Raw genomic sequence first — 20,992 nt, forward strand, 5'->3', positions numbered from 1 at the left:
GCACGTTAGGCGTCGCAGGCAGGGGGCCGGAACGACCGAGGCATTATCGACCTGGAGCGCGGCTCGCGTAAACCCGCTAATAGCTGTCCCAAATCCGTGAGGCGTGCGCGGATGCATCCGGCGACTCGCGCCGTGCCGTGCCGATGCGTGCCGTTAGCGGCACGCTGCTGGCACGCTCAACGCTACTTGCCCTCAGTTGCGCGCATTTGCTGCGCCAGCGCCTTGTAGTCGTAGGTCGGATCGAACTCGGTGTGATAGTTGTTCAAAAGCACCAGTTAATTGTCAGGTTCCCGATGCATTGAGTTTGCGTGCGGGAGAATGGAAAACCACATGAATATCGACGGGCTTCTCGTCATTGGTCGTAATCCGTGCGTAACCGTTGCTATCGGTCCTGCCGGCCTGTCTGACACCATCAACGTTCGCGATGAATTCACGGCCAGATAAAGGCTCATCGGTTACGCTGTCGACGATGGCGAACCAGCGCGTATGCGTTGGCTCGACAAGCGGTGCTGGCGGGGTGGAGTGCTTCTGAGTGCTCGTTGCTTTAAGCTGTGTGTCGTCAGTGATCGACCATCGCGTTCCGTGAATCGCAATGATGCGCGGCGGGGTCGAGCAGTTGCAGTGAATCGCATCTCCACCGACAGCCTGGCGGCGAGCCCCCCCGGCCAGATCAATCATGCGGCGATTCTCACTGATCCCCGCGCCGCCGACGATGACCCCTGTGCTTTGGCATGCACCACACCAGGCGCTATCGCCAATGTAGACCACACTTCGGGTTTTGCCGTCATCCCCTTTTATCGTGGCGGCGCGATAGCCTTCGCGCGCAATAACGTGACTGTCCTCGTGACTCGTCAGCGGATCTCCGTCCACGGCCGCATAAAAAATTCCCATGTAATCTCCTGCGCTATTTCGCCCTCAGATGAGTCGAGTGCAACCGAAAAAAAGCTTGTGCTCGATCACCTATAGGAAAGCTTTGAATTCGGTTACTGATTTTCTCGAAGAATCTGCGCCCTACAAGCCTCAAGGGACTTTGAGTCATTGAAAGTCAGACCGTATGCATATTTGCAAAAATCGGAAAGCTCTCTGCGAGTATTGGTTGATAGTTCATCCACGGAAGGGGCATCGCCTTCATTTGCAAATGGGTTGACAAATTCCCGTCTTAAAGTTGGAAATTTCTTTAAAAAATAGATCTCATTCTCATTATGATCGACATATGAATTGTAATACCCTACAAATACATTGAAGATGAGCATCCCCAATGCAAAAATCATAACAAAAACACCCACAAAAACTTTCTTTTTCATGGCAGATCACTTCCCGGCACAGATAGCGATAATCTCGAACGCAGCAATTTCACAACATCCATTCCAAGCTTGCCAGGACAGGCCCGCCCCGTATTCGTTGCCAATCTTTGATATTCCCTGTGTCCACCCAGTCTGGAAATATTAAAAAAATCTTTTAAGACGCCACACAAAGCTGTGGCAGCTTGAATCTGAGCCGGGGTTGGCTTATCATGCCCTGAAATAGTCTGATCGGTTAGAATCCCGCGAATATTTTTGAGCTTATCAAATATCGATAGATTGCCGTATTCCTGTTCATAGGCCTCACCTGCCTCAACCAAATCGGATAGAAACACAATACCGATTTTTCCCGAATTGCTTGCAGCCACATGCTCACCAACAAACCGAATATCGCGGGCCTCATATATCTCGCCCTGACATGAAACTGCGTAGTGGTATCCTGCATCGCCAAAAGGCGGGCTTCTGCGCATGTCCTCCGCCTGTAAGCGCTGCATCTCTTCAATAGAAGGTGCGCCACAAGAATAGCTGCGGCCCGCGTGGTGTATCACAATATCCTGATAGTCCCAATGACTTTCCCGCATCGCGCCACTCGGGGGCTTTGCGTGCCACGCTGAACGCTCAATCAGCCTGTAGCCTTTTCGCGCAAGCATATTGATAATCGCCTGCCGGGTGGCGGCGCGGTCATCGACCGATATTGCAATGGCGTTTTGCTTGCTGTCATGCTTTTCTGTAGTTGAGGAGGTCCAGTAGTTGCTGCTGTTATAGTCAGCCATTATTAGGTTTCTGAGGCATTAAGTTTGCGTACGTGAGGGATGCGTGGGGATCACGCTAGCACGGAAGGAAATTCTGGCGCAATCAAACGGATTTTGGTTTTTGTTAACAATGGTCAATTATCCGGGGTGCATAGCGATGTCTAGCGTTGCTGCCCGCTCGGCGTAATCCGTTGTTAGGGCAGACAACCAGACAGCAGCGCGAGTCGTTCGCGACGGTAGGATAAGCAAGTGCCAACAGTCGCTTTCGTCGTCATCGTTCAAGCCGCAGCCGTCATGCGTTCGGCGGGACGGGTCAATCGAGCGACGAGCCTGAATGTGTTCGTGGGCCGCACATTCGCAATGCTCGGCCAGTTGCCGCAGCGTGAGGGCAAGGCCGGCGCGTCGAAAGCCGATCAGCGGAAAGACCTGCGACTGCCAATGCAATTAGCATAAAACGCCTCCATGACGGATTGAATTCAGCTTCGATCACACCCCTGCGCAGCAATCCCCGCTCCAGCGCGAACGCATCACACCACGACGTAGCCGCGCTGTTCGAGCGTCCAGCGGTGCCACCGGTTGCCATACGCGCCGCATGCGAAGGCGAACACGATCGACAGCACGAAGCCGATCAGATCGGCCGTCTCGCCCCACAGCCCGATGCCGAGCAGGATCACGTTGATGCCTAGCATCACGAACGCGGCGAACCACATTCTCTTCGACAGCGCCCAGATGAAGCCGAGCAGGCACGCGCCCCAGCTGAAGCCGGTCGCGACCGCGATAGCGTCTTTGTGTTGCGGATGTTGCAGATAGATTCGTGTGTTCATGTTTTGCGAGGTTCTGTGCGATGACGCGGCGCGTCGATCGGTCGAGCACGCGCGCACCGCTTTTTAACATGCCGCGGCGACAACGCGCGCATCGGCAGCATACGGCCGCTGCGCTGACGATCCGCGGCATAGCTGCTACCCTTGGCAGATCACGATCAGCAGCGGAGCACGCATGACCTCGCCGACAGCTTATTCCCCGAAAGGACCGACCCGCGCCGAGCTGGACTCGCTGCCCGGCGTCACCGTCGTCGAATTCGGCACCGACTGGTGCGGCTATTGCCAGGGCGCGCAGGCATCGATCCGCCAGGCGCTCGCGCCGCACACGGGCCTGCGGCATCTGAAGATCGAGGACGGCCCGGGCCGCCCGCTCGGCCGCTCGTTCAAGGTCAAGCTGTGGCCGACGCTCGTGCTGATGCGCGACGGCGCCGAGGTCGCGCGCGTGGTGCGGCCACGCAGCGCCGAGGATATCGACGACGCGTTCGCGTCGCTCTGAGATTCGAGCTCCGTCATGCGCCAGGTCATCCATCATCTGAGTGTCCAGGCCCGCGGCCGCGGCCTCGTCGAATTTACCGACGGCGCGCGCCGCTTCGTCGACGAGACGGACATCCGTACCGGTCTGCTGACGCTGTTTTGCCGGCACACGTCGGCGTCGCTGCTGATTCAGGAGAATGCCGATCCGTCCGTGCGGCGAGATCTGCAGCGCTACTTCGAGACCCTCGCGCCCGAGGACGACACGCGCTACGAGCACGACACCGAAGGCCCCGACGACATGCCCGCGCATCTGCGCACGGCGCTCACCCAGGTGCAGTTGTGCGTGCCCGTCGAGCATGGAAGGATGGTGCTCGGCACATGGCAGGGGCTGTATCTGTTCGAACATCGGCGTCACCCGCAGCCGCGCGATATCGTGTTGCATCTGCTCGGCGAATGAAGTCCGCTTTCGCACCCACTCGTCACGCAAAGGAAACTGTCACCGGCACTTCTTTGCACACCGCATCGAACGGAGCCTACCCAAGGGAGCACACCTCATGGACACCCGTAGCGAGCTGCAAGCCACCGTCAAGGCGATGGTTCAACCGGGCAAGGGTCTTCTCGCCGCCGACGAAAGCGGCCCGACCATCGCCAAACGCTTCAAGACGATCGGCCTCGAATCGACCGAGGAAAACCGTCGCGCGTATCGCAACCTGCTCCTGACGACGCCCGGTCTCGGCGAGTTCGTGAGCGGCGTGATCCTCTACGAAGAAACGCTCGGCCAGAAAGCCGACGACGGCACGCCGTTCCCGCAGGTCGCCTCGGCAAATGGCATCGTGCCCGGCATCAAGGTCGACCTCGGCAAGGTGCCGCTTGCGCTCGCTCCCGGCGACGAGATCACCGAGGGCCTCGACGGTCTCGCCAAACGCTTCGTCGATTACAAACGGCAAGGCGCGCGCTTCGCGAAATGGCGCGCGGTCTACAACATCACGGCGAGCCTGCCGAGCCGGCTCGCGATCGAGGCGAACGCCGATTCGCTCGCGCGCTACGCGGCGATCAGCCAGGAAGCCGGCATCGTGCCGATCGTCGAACCCGAGGTGCTGATGGACGGCGAGCACACGATCGAGCGTTGCGCGGAAGTCACCGAGGCCGTGTTGCACGAGGTGTTTCATGCGCTGCATCGGCATCGCGTGGTGCTCGAACATATCGTGCTGAAGCCGAGCATGGTGCTGGCCGGCTCCGAGCATCAGCAGCAGTCGAGCACGGCGCATATCGCGGCGGCGACCGTGCGCGTGCTGATGCGTACGGTGCCCTCTTCGGTTCCCGGTCTCGTGTTCCTGTCGGGCGGACAGTCGCCCGAGGAGGCCACCGCCAATCTCAGTGCGATGAACCGGCTCGGCGCGCTGCCGTGGAATCTGAGCTTTTCGTACGGGCGCGCGTTGCAGGAGCCGCCGTTGAATGCGTGGCGCGGACAGCCGGCCAACGTGAAGGAAGCGCAGCAGGCGTTGCTCAAGCGCGCGCGTCTGAACGGCGCGGCCGCGCTCGGCAACTACGACGCGGCGATGGAAAAGGATTGAACCCAGGGATTGAACCCAGGCGCGGGCGCAGGCTATCCGGGAGCTGTGGAAAAAGGCTTCTGGATCGCGTCCGCACATAACATCCATCCCGCACATATCACAGCCGACAGTACGAATTGACGGTCAGCGACTGTTACGGGCTTTGCAGATAATCCAACGCCGAGATTTGCCTTTTCCTGGGGACGTTCGTCACGATAAAGACCAGGGATCAACCTTGCCGCCCTCGATGATAAAGTGCTTCGCATCGGAGGTTGGGTCAAAAAAGCCCCAGTCTTCTTCGTCAGGCGCACTGTTCGGGCTGATGACAAGCCGCAAGCCACCGGACAGTAAAATGTCTGCACCGCCTTCTTCGCTTCCCGATACGCCTTTCACAATGGCAGGGCCCTGTTTGACCAGCAAATCGTCAATGCGCTGAGCCGAACGGTGTGCCTTTTCATCGGGACCGAAAAGATCATCTTGCGTTGCAATCGCACTGCCAGCCTGTTCTATTTTCCAGTTGCATTGGACGTGTAACGACCACTCCCCAACGTGCCTGATCGCACCTTTGAAATTGGCTACCGGTCTTAGGGAGCCAAACTGCATCGTCAGTGTGCCTGCTGCATGATGTACCGCACTTATCGGCAGTCCTTCAACAGCTGACAGGCGGCGCTCAATCTCGTCTCGTGTGTTAATCATTCGGTAATTCCACTGTTTGTTGGCCGCGTTACCACAAGTTGAACATATCTTTGGCGCGTTCCATTATTTCGTGATAACCGAGCCGTTGACCGCCAATTTCCCGATGAAGCTGCTGCGCCTGATTTTTGTTGAGGCCCAAGGCAGTTGCTACATCACGAGTCTGCCTGCCACCGTTCTGCACTTCGTTGTAAAGGGCCTTTGCAACCTCATGGTCGTCCATCCGGCGCATATCGAATCGGTTGTCACTTCGGCCAAGCACGTCGCGCAGCTCGTACGACTGGAGGGACAGCAGCATCGAGGGGGCGTGTTGCAGCCACGCTGCGCGAGCTTCCTCCATGCCTTGCGCCAAGTCGTCGTTTCCCGCGCGGGGTGCGCCGGCTGGCAGGGCAAAATGAAACCAGCGGTCCGCGTCAAACATGCGGGGCGACTCAATGTGAAGGTAGATCGATTTGCGAACGCTCTGCCAGAAGAAATGTCCGTGCCGTCTTTCACGGATGTCGAGGTGAGGAGCGGGAAAAAGTGAAGTCATCGTGCCTCACAGTCAATTGACGAGGCACGATTGGGCAACATGGCACCATCTCATAAAACCCTCCCCCCTTGCCGACAGTGCCGGGCTCTGGCGGGGACTCCGGCGCACAGAAAAACGGCCGGAGCCGACACGCCGGGTCACACCCGACGCGCGACGCCTGCCGCCCTTCTGCCTTGACACGCTGCGCTTACTGCCCCTTCGTATCGCTGCTCGCGTCGGCGCCCGGCGTATTCGTCGAGTCCGTCATGGGCTTCTTCGACTTCGAATGCTTCTTCATGTGATGGTGAGTCGAAGGCGTGGTCTCCCCGGTCGCGCCCGCATCGCCGCCCTCGCGTGTCGAGGTCGCGGCGTTGGTGTTAGGGTCGTTGCCGGCCGGCCCCCCGCCGCCGCCTGCGCCACCGCCGGCGCCGGCGCCGGCGCCTTGGGCCATTGCGAGCGACGAAGCCGCGAGCAAGGTGGAAACGAGCACTGCGTGTCTGATTTTCATGGCGATTCTCCTGGGTGTCGAGAGTGTCGAAAGAAAGTGGGCGCGCGGTGACCGCACGCGCAAACCTCGCGCTCTTTTCAGCAAGGGCTGTGCCGCAGCACAGCACGCCAGGAAAAGCCCATGGACGCGATAGACGAACGGTGCCGCGGCTTCAGGTGCCGCAAGCCACCAGCGCATGCAGTTCGTCGATATTGAACGGCTTCGCGAGTATCGCAATGCCGAGCCGACGCGCGCGGTCGAGCTCGTCGGCGTAACCGGTCATCAGCGCGATCTTCTGCGACGGCCACGCGCTGCGGATCTTCTCCGCCAGGTCGATACCGTTCAGCTTGCCCGGCATCTGGATGTCCGACAGCACGAGCTCGAAGCGCTCGCCGGCGCTCAGCACGTCGAACGCCTGGTCGGCGGTCGGCTCGTGATGCACCTCGCAGCCGAAGGTTTCGAGCACCGCGGTCACGCCGGCCGCGACGTCCTCGTTGTCCTCGACGAGCAGCACGGCCCCGGCCGCGGTCGGCAGCGGCTGGCGCGCATCGGCGCCGGCCAGCGCGGCGCCCTCACGATAGCGCGGCAAAAACATCCGCACCGTCGTGCCGCTGCCCAGCACGCTGTCGATCTTCGCGGTGCCACCAGCCTGCTCGGACATCGACAGCACCTGGGCGAGCCCGAGGCCGGTGCCCGAGCCGCGCAGCTTGGTCGTGAACAGCGGCTCGAACGCGCGTCGCGCGACCGATTCGGGCATCCCTTCGCCGTCGTCGGAACAGGCGATCAGCACGTACTCGCCGTCCGGCAGCAGCGTATCGCCGCTGACCAGCCGATTGTTCTGGCAGCGGATCACGAAGCGCCCGCCGCGCGGCATCGCATCGCGCGCGTTCATCGCGATGTTCACGATCGCGAACTCGAGATCGGTCGGATCGACGAGCACCTGCCACAGGTTCTCCGGCATGCGCAACGCCAGTTCGATCGTGTCGCCGAGCGCCGCGTTGATCAGCGGCACGGCGGCCGGCAGCCAGCGCGCAAGCTCGACGGGCTCCTGCTTCAGCGGCTGCTTGCGCGCGACGCTCAACAGACGCCGCGTCAGCGCTTCGGCCGTGGCCGTGGCACGCTCGACCGCATGCACTTCCTTCTCGAGATCGTTGTAATGCTTCAGGCGCGCGAGCTCGGTGTTCGCCGACACCACCATCAGCAGGTTGTTGAAATCGTGCGCGACATTCGCGACCAGATTGCCGAGCGCGCCCATGCGCTGCAGTTGCCGGCTCGACGCCTCGGCCGACAGACGCATCGCGACCTCGCCCTGCCACCGCTCCCACGCGCGCCGCTCCGCCTCGAGCTGACGCAGCGAATACAGCACGAGCCCCCAGATCGCGATGCAGGGCACCGCCGTCAGCGCCGCGATCAACATGAAGTGCGTGCGCCACGCCGCCACGATCGATGACATCGCGTACGCGCTCATCACATACAACGGATAGTCGCCGACGCGGCGAAACGCGAGCAGCCGCTCGACACCATCGACGGTCGAATTCAGATGCAGGTGCCCGAACAGCTGTTTGTCGCGCAACGCGGACATGAACGCGCTGTGCATCGACGGCCGCGCGCCGGCCGGCCATGGCGGATAGTGCACCAGCAGATTGCCGTCCTGCCGGTACAGCGCGAGCGCGAGCGACGGATCGCCGTTGGTCAGCTCGCGGTAGAAGCGCGAAAAATATTCGCTGCGCAGCGCCACCGTGACCACGCCGAGAAACTGACCGTCCGTACCCGTGCGGCCGATCGCGGTCGTGAACACGTCGACCTTCGACAGCGCGCCGACCATCGGCAGCGAGAAATACGGCTGGGGACGCATCGCCTTCGCGGCGAGAAAGTCGTCGCGCAAGCCGCTCGTCACTGCCGGCGCCGGATACGCGAGGCTCGACGCAAGTAACTGGCCGTTCACACCGAGCAGCGAGATCGACGCCACCTGCGGAAAGTCGCCGCCGATGCTCTGCAGACGCTCGTGCAATTCGCGCTCGCGCGCGCGGATCTGCGCGTCGTCGGAATTGCCGAGCAGCTCGATCACGCGCGAGGCCATCTGCCGGTTCAAATCCAGCACCTTGACGGCCTGCTCCTGCGCCACGCGCGCGAGGCGGTCGAGCGCATCGTTCGCATCGGAGATGCGGCGCTGGTAGTCGAAGTAGCCGTAGCCCACGAGGCAGGCCAACGGAAACACGATCGACACGGCCAGCAAGATCAGCAGCATGCGCTGCGTCGCCGCGAAGTTGCGTGACGGCATCGGCACATCGACTGCGACACGTTCTGCACGCTGCACGGTCACCTGCTCCATCAAAGTTGCATACGGTCAGGGAAGGCATTGCCTGTGAATTCGCACGCCGCTGTTCGCGCGCTAATTCCCCTGTCTCGAAATTTACCGCAACTCGGCCTATCTTCCCAAGCAGCTTCACGGCATCACTCCGCCGACGCGTCCGGGCACGACGATTGCTGCCTTATCGCTGCTTGATGGCAAGCGTACTTCCGTCACCGCTCGCGACGCGTTTGCGTGCGCTGCGCGAGCTCTTTCTTGCGCGAGGCCTCACCATGTCCACGACTGCCCACCGCGTCGCGCGGCTCTCGGAATTGCCAGCGGACCGCGCGCTGCGCGTGATCGTGGACGGCACGCCGATTCTGCTGGTGCGCGATGGCGACACCGTGCGCGCGTACTCGCCTGATTGCCCGCATGCCGGGGGCCCGCTTGAAGAGGGCGCGCTGTGCCACGGCCGCATCATCTGCCCATGGCACAAGGGTACGTTCGACGTCTCGACCGGCAACGTGCTCGAGCCGCCCGCGCTGCTGCCGCTCGATCGCTACCCGGTCACGCTCGATGGAGACGACGTGCTCGTGTCGGCGGAAAAAATCGCAGCGCCGGCACCGGCGGCACACACATCCCCGCCCGATGCCACCGCGCAACGCAAGCACTACGTGGTAATCGGCGCGGGCGCGGCCGGCGCCGCTGCCTGTGCCGCGTTACGCGAGTTCGGCTTCGAGGGCCGCATCACGCTGATCGGCGACGAAGCGCACGCGCCCTATGACCGCACCTCGCTGAGCAAATTCGTCCCCTCGTTTGAAATGACGCCGGCCGACGTGCCGCCGCTGCTGCCGCCCGACTGGCTGCACACGCACGGCATCGAGCGCATCGTCGCGAAGGTCGCGCGGCTCGACGTGCCTGCGCACACGATCCATTTCGAAGCCGGCGCGGGTGGTAGCGAGCAGAGCATCGAGCCGCTGAAATACGACACCGCGCTGCTCGCGACCGGCAGCGTGCCGAAAGTGCCCGACATGCCCGGCTGCGAACTCGGCGGCGTGCATGTGCTTCGACACCTCGACGATGCCGCCGCGTTGATCGACGCGCTCGGCGACGATGCATCGCAAACCCGCGTCGCGATTCTCGGCAGCAGCTTCATCGGCCTCGAAGTCGCGTCCGCGTTGCGCAAGCACGGCGTGCCCGTCACCGTGATTTCGCGCGACAAGGTGCCGTTCGCGAAGCAGTTCGGCGAGCGCGCGGGCCAGATGTTTCGCGCGCTGCACGAAAGCAATGGCGTGAAGTTTTATCTCGACGCCAAGGTCGCCTCACTCGAGGGCGAGGAAGGCAATGTGCATACGGTGATGCTTGCCGGCGGCGAGGCCATCGCGGCCGATGTCGTGCTGCTGGGCACGGGGGTTGCACCGGCTACGGGGTTTGTCGAAGGACTGCCGTTGCAGAAGGACGGCGGCGTGGTCGTGAATGCCGGCATGAACGCCGCGTGCGGTCTATATGCGGCCGGCGATATCGCCGTGTTCACGCTGCATGAGAACCAGGAGCCGGTGCGTATCGAGCATTGGCGCGTCGCGCAGCAGCATGCGCGCATCGCCGCGCAGAACATGTGCGGTTTGCGCAATCGCTATGCCGACGTGCCGTTCTTCTGGACCTATCACTACGGCAAGAACTTCGAATACCTCGGCCACGCGAGCGAGTGGGATGAGATCGTCGTCGATGGCGACTTCGATCATCACCAGTTCATCGCGCTGTACGTGTGCGACGGCCACGTCGACGCGGTGTTCGCCTGCGAGCGCGAAGCGCTGACCGCGCGGCTTTCCGACGCGATGCGCGGCGGGCTGTCGCGGGCCGACGCGCTCGCGATCATCGGCGCGCCGGAAGCGGCGGCGTCGTGACCCATCGTGTTGCCGTTCAACCTTGACTAAGGAGTCACCATGACGACATACAAGGAAAAACATCCTCACTCGGAAAAGAGCGAAAAGCAGATCGACAAGCAGGTCGAAGACAGCTTCCCGGCTAGCGACCCGCCGTCGACGGGCGGCACCACGAGGATCGAGCCGGAGCAGGACAAGGCAAAGGCCGGGCACGACAAGCCCGCCGGTCAATAGCCGCGTGGCAGCGGTTCGCGCTGCCCGCGCTTGCCGAGCGCCCGCGGCCTCGCCCATCACTGTGTTCGCGGCGGCCGCGGATGGCATCTATTGCACTCCCCCATTCTCAACCCACTGGAACGACGGAAACGACTCACCATGTCAGACGAGACCGGCTCGGCCAGCGCCGGGCAGGAAGCATTCGGGCGTGATGCGCCGCACGGCGATGATCGCCGCGACGGCAACGACGAACGCGACGGCGTCGGCAAACGCGGCGACCAGGGCCGCGCTGACGGCAAACATGGCAACGGCAACAACGACAAGGACAACGGCGACGACGGTCAGCAGAAAAAGACGCCCGGCAAGAAGCCGCTGATCATCCTCGGCGCGGTCGTGATCCTGATTGGCATCGTCGGCTTCGTCTGGTGGTTCGCGACGCGCAACGAGGTGACGACCGACGACGCCTACACCGATGGCAACGCGATCACGATGGCGCCGAAAGTCTCCGGCTACGTGGTGACGCTGGCGGTCGACGACAACCAGTTCGTGCACAAGGGCGACCTGCTGCTCGTGATCGACAAGCGAGACTACCAGGCGCAGGTCGATCAGGCGAAGGCGCAGCTTGGTCTTGCAAAGGCGCAATTGAACGCCGCACAGGTGCAGCTCGACATCGCGCGCGTGCAGTATCCGGCGCAGTACCGCCAGGCGAAGGCGCAAACCTCGTCGGCGGAAGCGAATCTGCGCGAGGCGCAAGCCTCCTGGCAGCGTCAGCACACGGTCGATCCGCGCGCGACCACGCAGCAGAACGTCGATACCGCCGACGCACAGCGCCAGTCGGCCAACGCGAGCCTCGAGCAGGCGCGCGCGCAGCAGCGGACCGCGAGTCTCGTGCCGCAGCAGTTGCGCGAGGCCGAGGCCGCCGTCGACGAACGCCGCCAGCAGGTGCATCAGGCCGAGGCACAGCTCCAACAGGCGCAGTTGAATCTGTCGTACTGCGAGGTGCGCGCGCCGTCGGATGGCTGGATCACGCGGCGCAACGTGCAGCTCGGCAGCTTCCTGACCGAGGGCGTGTCGCTGTTCTCGATCGTCACGCCGCAGGTGTGGGTCACCGCGAACTTCAAGGAGTCGCAGCTCGAACGCATCCGCCCCGGCGAAAAGGTCGACGTCGACGTCGACGCGTATCCGAAGCTCGATCTGCGCGGCCATGTGGATAGCGTGCAACTCGGCAGCGGCTCGCGCTTCTCGGCGTTCCCGACCGAAAACGCAACCGGCAACTTCGTGAAGATCGTGCAGCGGGTACCGGTCAAGATCATCATCGACGAAGGTCTGCCGCGCGATCATCCGCTCGGGCTGGGCTTGTCGGTCACGCCGAAGGTGTACCTGAAATGACGGCGTCCGACGCGCCCGGCGAGGCGTCGCCCGGCGAGGCGTCGAACTGGAAGCCATCCGCGAATCCGTGGCTGATCGCGATCGTCGTCACGCTCGCCGCGTTCATGGAAGTGCTCGACACGACCATCGTCAACGTCGCGCTGCCGCACATCGCGGGCACGATGTCTGCCAGTTACGACGAAGCGACGTGGACGCTGACCTCATATCTGGTCGCCAACGGCATCGTGCTGCCGATCTCGGGTTTCTTCGGTCGGCTGCTCGGGCGCAAGCGCTATTTCCTCGTCTGCATCATTGCGTTCACCGTGTGCTCGTTTCTATGCGGCATCGCGACCAATCTGTGGCAGCTGATCATCTTCCGCTGTTTGCAGGGCTTTTTCGGCGGCGGACTGCAACCGAACCAGCAATCGATCATTCTCGACACGTTCCCGCCGCAGCAGCGCGGCCGCGCGTTTTCGATCTCGGCGGTCGCGATCGTCGTCGCGCCGGTGCTGGGACCCACGCTCGGCGGCTGGATCACCGACAACTTTTCGTGGCGCTGGGTGTTCCTCGTGAACGTGCCGTTCGGCGTGCTGACCTCGCTCGCGGTGATGCAACTGGTCGAGGATCCGCCGTGGAAACGCAAGGGCGATCTGCGCGTGTCGGTGGATTACGTGGGCATCCTTCTGATCGCGATCGGCCTCGGCTGCCTGCAGGTGATGCTCGATCGCGGCGAGGACGACGACTGGTTTTCGTCGAACTTCATTCGTACGTTCGCGGTGCTCGCGGTGTCGGGCATCGTCGGTGCGACGTACTGGCTGCTGTACACGAAGAAGCCGGTCGTCGATCTGCGCTGTCTGAAGGACCGCAACTTCGCGCTCGGCTGCGTGACGATCGCCGCGTTCGCGACGATTCTGTATGGCAGCGCGGTGCTCGTGCCACAGCTCGCGCAACAGCAGCTCGGCTATACGGCGATGCTCGCGGGCCTCGTGCTGTCGCCTGGCGCTGTGCTGATCACGATGGAAATTCCACTGATCAGCAAAATGATGCCGCACGTGCAGACGCGTTTTCTGGTGGCCACCGGCTTCGGGCTGCTCGCGTGCGCGCTCGCGTATTCGCACATGCTGGTGCCGGACATCGACTACTTCACGCTGGTGAAGATGCGCAGCGCGCAGTCGCTGGCGATCGGCTTCCTGTTCGTGCCGATCACGACGCTTGCGTATCTGACGGTACCGCCGCGACTGAACGACGACGCGTCCGCGCTGTTCACGATGTTCCGCAACGTCGCGGGTTCGATCGGTATCTCGCTGTCGACCGCGATGGTTCGCGAGCGCACGCAGGCTCGCATGGCGCATCTATCGGAGTTCATGTCGCCGCTTTCACAGAATTACAACGATACGTTGCAACGCAATGCGCGGACGATCGCGGACATCAATGGCATGCCGCTTTCTCAGGCGCTGCAAACGGCGAACGGTCATCTGTACACCACGTACATCTCGCAGGCGACGTTCCTTGCCTATGTCGACGTGTTCGCGTTCCTCGCGATTTTCTGCACGCTTTGCATTCCGATCACGATTTTCTTTTCACCGGCCAAGGCGTCCGGCGGCGGAGGACATTGAAGTGAAGCCTGGTTTGGAGCGCGGCGTTCCCGAACCCGCCACGTGTTTGATCGCCTGTGTCGTCGTCGCCATGTCCGCGCTGCTCGCGTCCTGCACGGTCGGCCCCGACTTTCATGCGCCGCACGCCGACGTGCCGGCGCAGTGGCACGATACGCAGCGCACCGCGCCGAATGCCGCCGCGAGCGACGCGTCCGTAACGAGGCCCAACGTCGCTTCGGTGCCCACCCTCGACACCGATCCCGACCCGCGCTGGTGGCGCAGTTTCAACGATCAGACGCTCGACGCGCTGATCACGCGCGCCGCGCTCGGCAATCTGGACTTGCAGCAAGCGGTGCTGCGCATCGTCGAAGCGCGCACCCAGGTCCAATCGGCGGCCGCGCAGGGTCTGCCGAATCTGCGCGCGACCGGCAGCTATCAGCGCGAGCAGCTTGGCCTCAAAGGTTTTCTGCAGGAGAACGGCGCCTACGACAAGGTCGATCAGCTCGGCGCGCCCAATTCGCCCGTCAATGCGATCGCACCGGGCGCGGGCGCCGCGTTGCAAAAAGGCGCGAACAACCTGCTCGACCAACTGACCGCGCCGATCAATCTGTGGCAGGTCGGCTTCGACGCAACCTGGGAGCTCGATCTGTTCGGCCGCGTGCGTCGCTCGGTCGAGGCCGCGAACGCGCAAACCGAGGCCGCGTACGAGAGCCGCAACGACGCGTTGCTGTCGCTCGAAGCCGAGGTCGCGCAGACCTATATGCAGCTGCGCGGCGCGCAAACCTTGCACAACATCGCGATGAGCCTCGTCGAGCAGCAAGCCGAGACCGTCGAGTTGACGCAGAACAAGGCGAAGGTCGGACTCGCGAGCGAGCTCGACGTGCAAAGCGCGCGGGCGCAGCTCGCGCAAACGAAAACGCAGTTGCCGCAATACGATCAGCAGATCGCCCAGTCGCTCAACGCGCTCGCGTATCTGATCGGCGAGCCGCCCGGCGCGCTCGAAGCGCAGCTGAGCACGCCGCAAACCGTGCCGCCGGTGCCGCCGGTCGTGCCGATAGGCTTGCCGTCGACGCTGGCGCGGCGCCGGCCCGACATCCGCCGCGCCGAGGCGAATCTGCATGCGGCAACGGCCAGTGTCGGCGTCGCGGTCGCGCAGTTCTACCCCGACGTGTCGCTGACCGGCCAGGCCGGCATGCGCGCGACGAATGCCCGCGATCTCGCGCGCTGGTCGCACCTGTTCTATTCGTTCGGGCCCACCGTGTCTCTGCCGATTTTCCAGGGCGGCGCGCTGGTAGCCAATCTGCGCATGTCGAAGGCCCAACAGGCCGAAGCCGCGCTCGATTACCGCAAGACCGTGCTGAGCGCGCTGAGGGACGTCGACAACGCGCTGGTCGTCTATCGCACCGATCAGGCGCGGCGCGATGCGCTCGCGGACAGCGTCACCGCGCAGCAGACCTCGTTCGATCTGTCGCGCGATAGCTATCGCAAAGGCCTGACGAGCTTCATCAACGTGCTCGATGCGCAGCGGCAGCTCGCGCAGGCACGAGAGCAATACGCTCAGGGCACGACCCAGGTCAGCACCGACCTGGTGGCGCTGTACAAGGCGCTAGGCGGCGGCTGGCAGAGCGATGCCGATGCGGCGGGAGCAACGGGCGCGGCGACGCCGGCAGGCGGCGGCGGATAACCAGCCACGCTGCCGCAAGGCTTCAGCCATGCTCGAACTGGGGCTCCGCGATCACCGTTCGCGTCGCATCGAGGCGACCGCACGCGGCCAGCATCTGCTGCAACGACGTCACGGCGCACTCCGCTTCCAGCGATTCCTGCTGTTCCGCGCTCCACTGCTGCGTATCCTCGGGTGTCCAAAGGCCGACCACGATCGACACCTTCGGCAAGCGCGTGCGGATGCGCCGGATCAGATTGCGCAGATGCGACGGAATGCCGTCGATCTGCAGATACAGAAGGCAGACGATGCCCACGTCGTCCGCCATGAGGCTGTCGATCGACGCGCGCGACACCGCCTCGTGCGGCAGCGAGCGCGCCGCGAAGCCGTGCTTGCCGAGCAACTGCAGCAGAATGATCGTCGCGAGCGCATCGAGCGGGCCACGGCCCGGCAGGCACAACACGCGGCTCGTCGGCGCATGCGAGGCGAACACGGGCGCGGCGTCGACCGATCGTGGCATCGCCCGCGCGGCCTGCGTTTCGTCGGAAGGTGCCAGCGGCCCCACTGGGCCCCGGTTCGCCTGCGTCGCGAGCGGCGCCGGCTCGCGATCCTCGTAGCCGTCGAGGCCGTCGACCAGGTCGTTGGTCGTCGACTCGATGCGCGCGAGTTGCGTGCTGGTCACACTGCCGCGCGTCACGTCGTTGGCCGCGAGCCGCAAGCCCTGGATCGCGACTTTGTCGTAATAGGCAGACAGCGAGCAGTCGCGCAATAGCACTTCGGCCTGCTCGATCGCGTCATCCGGATCGCCGGCGAGCGCGCGTTGATAGAAGTTTTCGACCGGCGTCAGCGCGGGCTGATCGCCGAGCAGCACGTCGAGAAATTCGAGACGCCGCACGTGCCGGCCGAGCACCAGCAGACACAGCGTCAACGGTGTCGACAGGATCAGCCCGATCGGCCCCCAGATCCAGCTCCAGAAGATCGCCGCGACCACCACCGAAAACGGCGACAGGCCGGTGCTGCGCCCATACAGCAGCGGCTCGACCACCTGCCCCACCGCCAGCTCCGCGACCACGAACAGTACCAGCGACCAGATCGCCATCGCCCAGCCGGGACTGACCGCAGCGGCGAGCGCGGTGGGCAGTATCGCCGCGATCCAGATGCCGACGTAGGGCACGAGCCGCAGCAGCGCCGCGAGAATGCCCCACAGGATCGGGCTCGGCACGCCGATCAGAAACAGCCCCGTCCCGATCACGACGCCGACGCCGGTGTTGACGCCGAGTTGCGACACGAAGTAGCGGCTCAGGCGCCGCGCGGTCTCGTCCATCACCGTGGTCGTGCGGTGCAGGTCGCGCGAGCCGAACAGCCGGATCGCGCGATCGCGCAGGTCGTCGCGTTGCAGCAGGATCACGATCGTGACGACGAAAACGATGAACGCGGTTGCCAACGGACTGATGGCCGGCGACAGCACGCGTCGCGCGAGCTCGAACGGCGTCGGCACGGGCTCGCGCACTTCCACTGGCACCGCCGTCGACGCCTGCGGACTCGCCGCGGCCGCCGCGCCGTTCGGCGCTCGCGGCTGCGGCGGCTCGATCGTCGCGCGCTGCAATGCCTGCCCCGCCTCGCTCGCGAAACGGTTCAGCTTGCCGATCGTCAGACTGCGCACGGTGTCGATCTTGTGCTGGATGGTCGCCTGATAGCGCGGCATGCCGGCCGCGAGATCGGTCAGCTGTGTGGCGATTACCGCGCACAGCAGCGCGATGACCGACACCGAGATCATGACCGCCGCGCACACCGACGCGACATGGCCGAGTTTGAGCCGGGACAGCGCATCGGCGAGCGGTGCGACGAGAAAGCTCAACAGGATCGCGAGCGTGATCGGAATCATCACCGCGCTCGCGACGTACAGGCATGCGACCGCGATCACGCCGACGCCGAACGTGACGAGCCCCTCGATACCGAATGCGGTGGAGGCCGCCTGAATGCGCGAGGCGGCGCTCGTGCCGCGCGGCTCGGGTGTGTCGTTCATGTTGCGGAGCGAAAATCGGGCATGGAAAAACGGTCCCTGAGCCGGACGCGGTTCGCCGGCTCGGAGTCTTATTACTCAATACCGTTGAGGAATGTCTATTTCAGCGAATCGCCCGACACCGGCCCGCTCTCGACCGGTGGTGCCTCCTTCTCGATCTCACTGCGGGCCTGCTCCCAGTATTGCTCGGGCGTGCCCTTCGGCTCGGCCGCCTGCTCCCACAGATAGTAGGCGCGCGTGCGGATCTGCTCGTCGACGCTTGGTTCCTGTTCCATTTGTTCACTCCCGCTTGGCCGTTTGCGTGCGCACGCCTGCCGTGGCGAAGGTCGCAGACGCGTGCGTATCGTCAACGACAGATGGAGCAAACCTTGTACCTGTGCTGCGGCCCGCTTTTGCAACAGGGCTGGCGTCACTCGCCAGCCTGCACTAGCCTGGCGCGGAGTCGCCTTCGTCGGAAGTCAACTGCTCTTCGAGGCGGTCGAACACGCGCTGCGTCGCGCGGCTCGGCGCTTCGAGCGCGAGCAGCAGCAGCGAGCGGCCGGTCACCTGGTAGGCATCGCCCGCGCTGAATTGCGGCAGCTCGGCGCGCACCGGCATGTTGGTGTCGACGAGGCAGGTCCAAAAATCGCCCTCGGGAATGTCGGGCAGCGTGAAGTTGACGACGTCGTGATACGCGTTCAGCACCAGCAGCAAGGTCGCGTCGGACGCGAGACGGCGAATGCCGCTCGCCTGCGCACGGCCGTCGATCACGAGGCCGAAGCAGCGCATCGCCGGATCGGCCCACTGCTCGCCCGTGATGTCGGTGCCGTCCGGCGATAGCCAGCGCGTGTCGGTCACGTCGAGCGTCTCGTTGTATTCGCCAGTCAGAAAACGGCCGCGCCTCAGCACCGGCAAACGATGGCGCAACGTGGTCAGATTGCGCACGAACTCGGTCAGCGCGCGGCCGTCGTCGTCGATCGCATCCCAATCGACCCAGCTGATCTCGTTGTCCTGGCAATACGCGTTGTTGTTACCCTGCTGCGTGCGGCCGAATTCGTCGCCGGCGAGGATCATCGGCGTGCCCTGCGACAGCAGCAGCGTCGCGAGCAGATTGCGCTTCTGGCGCTCGCGTTGCTGGCGGATGTCGGCGTCGTCGGTCGGTCCTTCGGCGCCCATGTTCCACGACTTGTTGTCCGAATGGCCGTCGCGGTTGTCCTCGCCGTTTGCCTCGTTGTGCTTGTCGTTGTACGAGACCAGATCGTTCAGCGTGAAGCCGTCGTGCGCGGCGATGAAGTTCACGCTCGCCCACGGCCGCCGGCCGCGATGATTGAACTTGTCGCCCGACGCGGTGACGCGCGTCGCGAGATCGGCGGCGGTGCCCTCGTCGCCCTTCCAGTACGCCCGCGCGGTGTCGCGGAAGCGATCGTTCCATTCGGCCCAGCCCGGCGGAAAACCGCCCACCTGATAGCCGCCGGGGCCGCAATCCCACGGCTCGGCGATCAGCCGGATGCTGGAGAGGACCGGGTCCTGGCGGCAGCTGTCGAGAAAGCCGCCGCCCTCGTCGAAGCCGTGATCTTCGCGGCCGAGGATCGTCGCGAGATCGAAGCGGAAGCCGTCCACTTTCATTTCGGTGACCCAGTAGCGCAGGCTGTCGGTCACCATCTGCAGCACGCGCGGATGCGACAGGTTCAGCGTATTGCCGGTGCCGGTGTCGTTGATGTAGTAGCGCGGCTCGTCGGGCATCAGCCGGTAGTACGACGCGTTGTCGATGCCCTTGAACGAGACCGTCGGGCCGCGTTCGTTGCCTTCGGCCGTGTGGTTGTACACGACGTCGAGTATCACTTCGAGATCGGCCTGGTGAAAGCGGTCGACCATCTCCTTGAATTCGCCGACCGACTCGGTCGATGACGCGAAAAAGCGCGGATCGGCCGCGAAGAAGCCGATCGTGTTGTAACCCCAGTAGTTCGTGAGACCCTTGTCGAGCAGATGGCTGTCGTTGACGAAAGTCTGGATCGGCATCAGCTCGACCGAGGTCACGCCAAGGCTGCGGATATGGTCGAGCACGGGCTGCTGCGCCAGACCCGCGAACGTGCCGCGCAAATGCTCGGGCACCCGCGGATGACGTTTCGTGTAGCCGCGCACATGCGTCTCGTAGAGAATCACGCGCTCCCACGGCAGCGCGTTGCGCTCCGGATGGCTCCACGAAAAATTCGCGTCGACCACCTTGCACTTCGGCACGAAAGGCGCGCTATCGCGTTCATCGAATGACAGGTCGAGTTCTTCCGAGCCGAGCGTATAGCCGAAGATTTCCGGCGCCCATATAAGCTCGCCGATGTGCGCCTTCGCATATGGATCGAGCAGCAGCTTGTTCGGATTGAAGCGATGCCCGTTTTCGGGCTCGTAGGGACCATGCACGCGATATCCATAGACGGCACCCGGTTTCAGATTCGGTACGAACACATGCCATACCTCGTCGGTGTATTCGGGCAGCTCGATCCGTTCGAATTCGTATTGGCCAGTTTCATCGAACAGACACAGTTCGACTTTGGTTGCGTGCGCGGAGAACAACGCGAAGTTGACGCCACTGCCGTTCCATGTCGCGCCGAGCGGAAAAGGCGTGCCTTCGGCAATGCGTGTCGAGTAGCTGGCTGGGGAAGACATAGGTGTTCTCAGTGGCTGCAAGGAGAGGTTGGTATCTCAGGGTCATGCATGTGTTTTTTTCAACTGCCTTTCCACGTGTTCTTTGCTGCTCATTGTTCCAGTGTAGGCATTCGAGGCCCGCGCGCCGGACATTGCACCGCGCGCAAGCAGCGGGCCGGTGCGTGCAGCAACTTATGGGCCTGATGCGCCTCGCTTTCCCTCAGCTCAAAGTCGCGGCATGAGATTTGCAGCATACCGGCAAGGCGCACGCATTGCGCGCCGTCGAAACGCCACCACACCAAACCGGGAGAACACAGATGATGCGCAACCCGCAGATCACACCGCTGGCCGCTTCCGCATCGCTTCTCGCCGCCATTACGCTGATTTCCGCGTTAGGCACGTGCGGCAGCGCGTTCGCGCAAGGCGCGCCGCAGGCGATCACCGAAAAACGCACGGACGTCGTGCAGCTCGCGAGCGGCTATCGCGCGTCGAAGCTATCGGGCGCGGACGTGTACAACCGCAACAAGGACAACATCGGCACGCTCGATGATCTGATCGTGTCGCCGGGCACCGAGCGCACCACGTATGCGATCCTGTCGGTCGGCGGCTTTCTCGGCATCGGCAAGCATCTGGTCGCCGTGCCGTTCAACGATCTGCAGATCGACAACCGGCGTGTCGTGCTGCCCGAGGCGACGAAGAAATCGCTCGAGGCGTTGCCGGAGTTCAAGTACGCGAATTGAGCGCGGCGT

At 63.4% G+C, this 20,992-nt stretch carries 20 protein-coding genes; 9 read left to right on the plus strand and 11 right to left on the minus strand.

Translation table 11 applies throughout. From position 1 onward, the window contains the following. Positions 1-282 precede the first annotated feature (282 nt). From OKW38_RS37935 to OKW38_RS37950, 4 genes are all read right to left on the minus strand, one after another. Positions 283-891, minus strand: a complete 609-nt coding sequence (locus OKW38_RS37935; RefSeq protein ID WP_429365464.1) for a hypothetical protein — start codon at positions 889-891, stop codon at positions 283-285. Positions 892-983: 92 nt separating this feature from the next. Next, a complete protein-coding gene (locus tag OKW38_RS37940) occupies positions 984-1,304 on the minus strand; it encodes a hypothetical protein (RefSeq protein WP_143037284.1) in 321 nt (106 codons plus the stop codon). Further along, on the minus strand, positions 1,301-2,074 hold the full coding sequence (locus tag OKW38_RS37945) for a peptidoglycan recognition protein family protein (RefSeq protein ID WP_187611382.1): 774 nt from the start codon (positions 2,072-2,074) through the stop codon (positions 1,301-1,303). The genes OKW38_RS37940 and OKW38_RS37945 overlap by 4 nt, the downstream gene beginning before the upstream one ends. 506 nt (positions 2,075-2,580) lie before the next feature. Then, positions 2,581-2,877, minus strand: coding sequence for a DUF2628 domain-containing protein (locus OKW38_RS37950; RefSeq protein ID WP_187611384.1), 297 nt, complete (start codon positions 2,875-2,877; stop codon positions 2,581-2,583). Between the two features lie 172 nt (positions 2,878-3,049). On the opposite strand from OKW38_RS37950, the gene OKW38_RS37955 reads away from it, so the two are divergent. From OKW38_RS37955 to OKW38_RS37965, 3 genes are all read left to right on the plus strand, one after another. Continuing rightward, positions 3,050-3,370, plus strand: a complete 321-nt coding sequence (locus tag OKW38_RS37955) for a thioredoxin family protein (protein WP_184060161.1) — start codon at positions 3,050-3,052, stop codon at positions 3,368-3,370. A gap of 15 nt (positions 3,371-3,385) precedes the next feature. Beyond that, positions 3,386-3,805 (plus strand): secondary thiamine-phosphate synthase enzyme YjbQ, encoded by a 420-nt coding sequence (locus OKW38_RS37960; RefSeq protein WP_429365465.1) that lies wholly within the window; start codon positions 3,386-3,388, stop codon positions 3,803-3,805. A gap of 97 nt (positions 3,806-3,902) precedes the next feature. Next, positions 3,903-4,922, plus strand: coding sequence for a class I fructose-bisphosphate aldolase (locus tag OKW38_RS37965; RefSeq protein WP_429365466.1), 1,020 nt, complete (start codon positions 3,903-3,905; stop codon positions 4,920-4,922). A 189-nt stretch (positions 4,923-5,111) separates the two neighbouring features. On the opposite strand, the gene OKW38_RS37970 is transcribed toward OKW38_RS37965, so the two are convergent. From OKW38_RS37970 to OKW38_RS37985, 4 genes are all read right to left on the minus strand, one after another. Continuing rightward, entirely contained in the window at positions 5,112-5,597 is a 486-nt protein-coding gene (locus OKW38_RS37970; RefSeq protein WP_429365467.1) for a hypothetical protein, read from the minus strand. A gap of 28 nt (positions 5,598-5,625) precedes the next feature. Next, a complete protein-coding gene (locus OKW38_RS37975) occupies positions 5,626-6,126 on the minus strand; it encodes a hypothetical protein (protein ID WP_429365468.1) in 501 nt (166 codons plus the stop codon). A 187-nt stretch (positions 6,127-6,313) separates the two neighbouring features. Next, positions 6,314-6,613 carry a hypothetical protein gene (locus OKW38_RS37980; protein WP_429365469.1) on the minus strand — a complete coding sequence of 100 codons (300 nt, stop codon included), beginning with the start codon at positions 6,611-6,613 and terminating at the stop codon, positions 6,314-6,316. Between the two features lie 151 nt (positions 6,614-6,764). Next, positions 6,765-8,909 (minus strand): response regulator, encoded by a 2,145-nt coding sequence (locus OKW38_RS37985; protein ID WP_429365470.1) that lies wholly within the window; start codon positions 8,907-8,909, stop codon positions 6,765-6,767. 266 nt (positions 8,910-9,175) lie between these two features. Between OKW38_RS37985 and OKW38_RS37990 the strand changes: the two genes are divergently transcribed. From OKW38_RS37990 to OKW38_RS38010, 5 genes are all read left to right on the plus strand, one after another. Beyond that, positions 9,176-10,786, plus strand: coding sequence for an FAD-dependent oxidoreductase (locus OKW38_RS37990; RefSeq protein WP_429365471.1), 1,611 nt, complete (start codon positions 9,176-9,178; stop codon positions 10,784-10,786). A gap of 39 nt (positions 10,787-10,825) precedes the next feature. After that, a complete protein-coding gene (locus tag OKW38_RS37995) occupies positions 10,826-10,999 on the plus strand; it encodes a hypothetical protein (RefSeq protein WP_167368765.1) in 174 nt (57 codons plus the stop codon). A 138-nt stretch (positions 11,000-11,137) separates the two neighbouring features. Beyond that, entirely contained in the window at positions 11,138-12,367 is a 1,230-nt protein-coding gene (locus tag OKW38_RS38000) for an HlyD family secretion protein (protein ID WP_429365472.1), read from the plus strand. After that, a complete protein-coding gene (locus OKW38_RS38005; RefSeq protein WP_429365473.1) occupies positions 12,364-13,962 on the plus strand; it encodes a DHA2 family efflux MFS transporter permease subunit in 1,599 nt (532 codons plus the stop codon). The genes OKW38_RS38000 and OKW38_RS38005 overlap by 4 nt, the downstream gene beginning before the upstream one ends. Positions 13,963-14,032: 70 nt before the next feature. Continuing rightward, on the plus strand, positions 14,033-15,625 hold the full coding sequence (locus OKW38_RS38010; protein ID WP_429365584.1) for an efflux transporter outer membrane subunit: 1,593 nt from the start codon (positions 14,033-14,035) through the stop codon (positions 15,623-15,625). A gap of 22 nt (positions 15,626-15,647) precedes the next feature. Here OKW38_RS38010 and OKW38_RS38015 read toward each other — a convergent pair whose 3' ends face one another. The 3 genes from OKW38_RS38015 to glgX all read right to left on the minus strand — a co-directional run bounded on the left by OKW38_RS38015 (position 15,648) and on the right by glgX (position 20,264). Further along, on the minus strand, positions 15,648-17,627 hold the full coding sequence (locus OKW38_RS38015) for an AI-2E family transporter (protein WP_429365474.1): 1,980 nt from the start codon (positions 17,625-17,627) through the stop codon (positions 15,648-15,650). A 95-nt stretch (positions 17,628-17,722) separates the two neighbouring features. Then, positions 17,723-17,899: a DUF2934 domain-containing protein gene (locus tag OKW38_RS38020; RefSeq protein ID WP_090809937.1), complete on the minus strand. Its 177-nt coding sequence runs from the start codon at positions 17,897-17,899 to the stop codon at positions 17,723-17,725. Between the two features lie 151 nt (positions 17,900-18,050). Then, a complete protein-coding gene (glgX, locus tag OKW38_RS38025; RefSeq protein WP_429365475.1) occupies positions 18,051-20,264 on the minus strand; it encodes a glycogen debranching protein GlgX in 2,214 nt (737 codons plus the stop codon). A 296-nt stretch (positions 20,265-20,560) separates the two neighbouring features. Here glgX and OKW38_RS38030 point away from each other — a divergent pair, with 296 nt between their 5' ends. Then, complete coding sequence (locus tag OKW38_RS38030; protein ID WP_429365476.1) at positions 20,561-20,983, plus strand: PRC-barrel domain-containing protein; 423 nt, start codon at positions 20,561-20,563, stop codon at positions 20,981-20,983. The last annotated feature ends 9 nt before the right edge of the window (positions 20,984-20,992 follow it).

The sequence above is a fragment of the Paraburkholderia sp. MM5496-R1 genome, from assembly GCF_050436205.1.
GTDB classification, from domain to species: domain Bacteria; phylum Pseudomonadota; class Gammaproteobacteria; order Burkholderiales; family Burkholderiaceae; genus Paraburkholderia; species Paraburkholderia tuberum.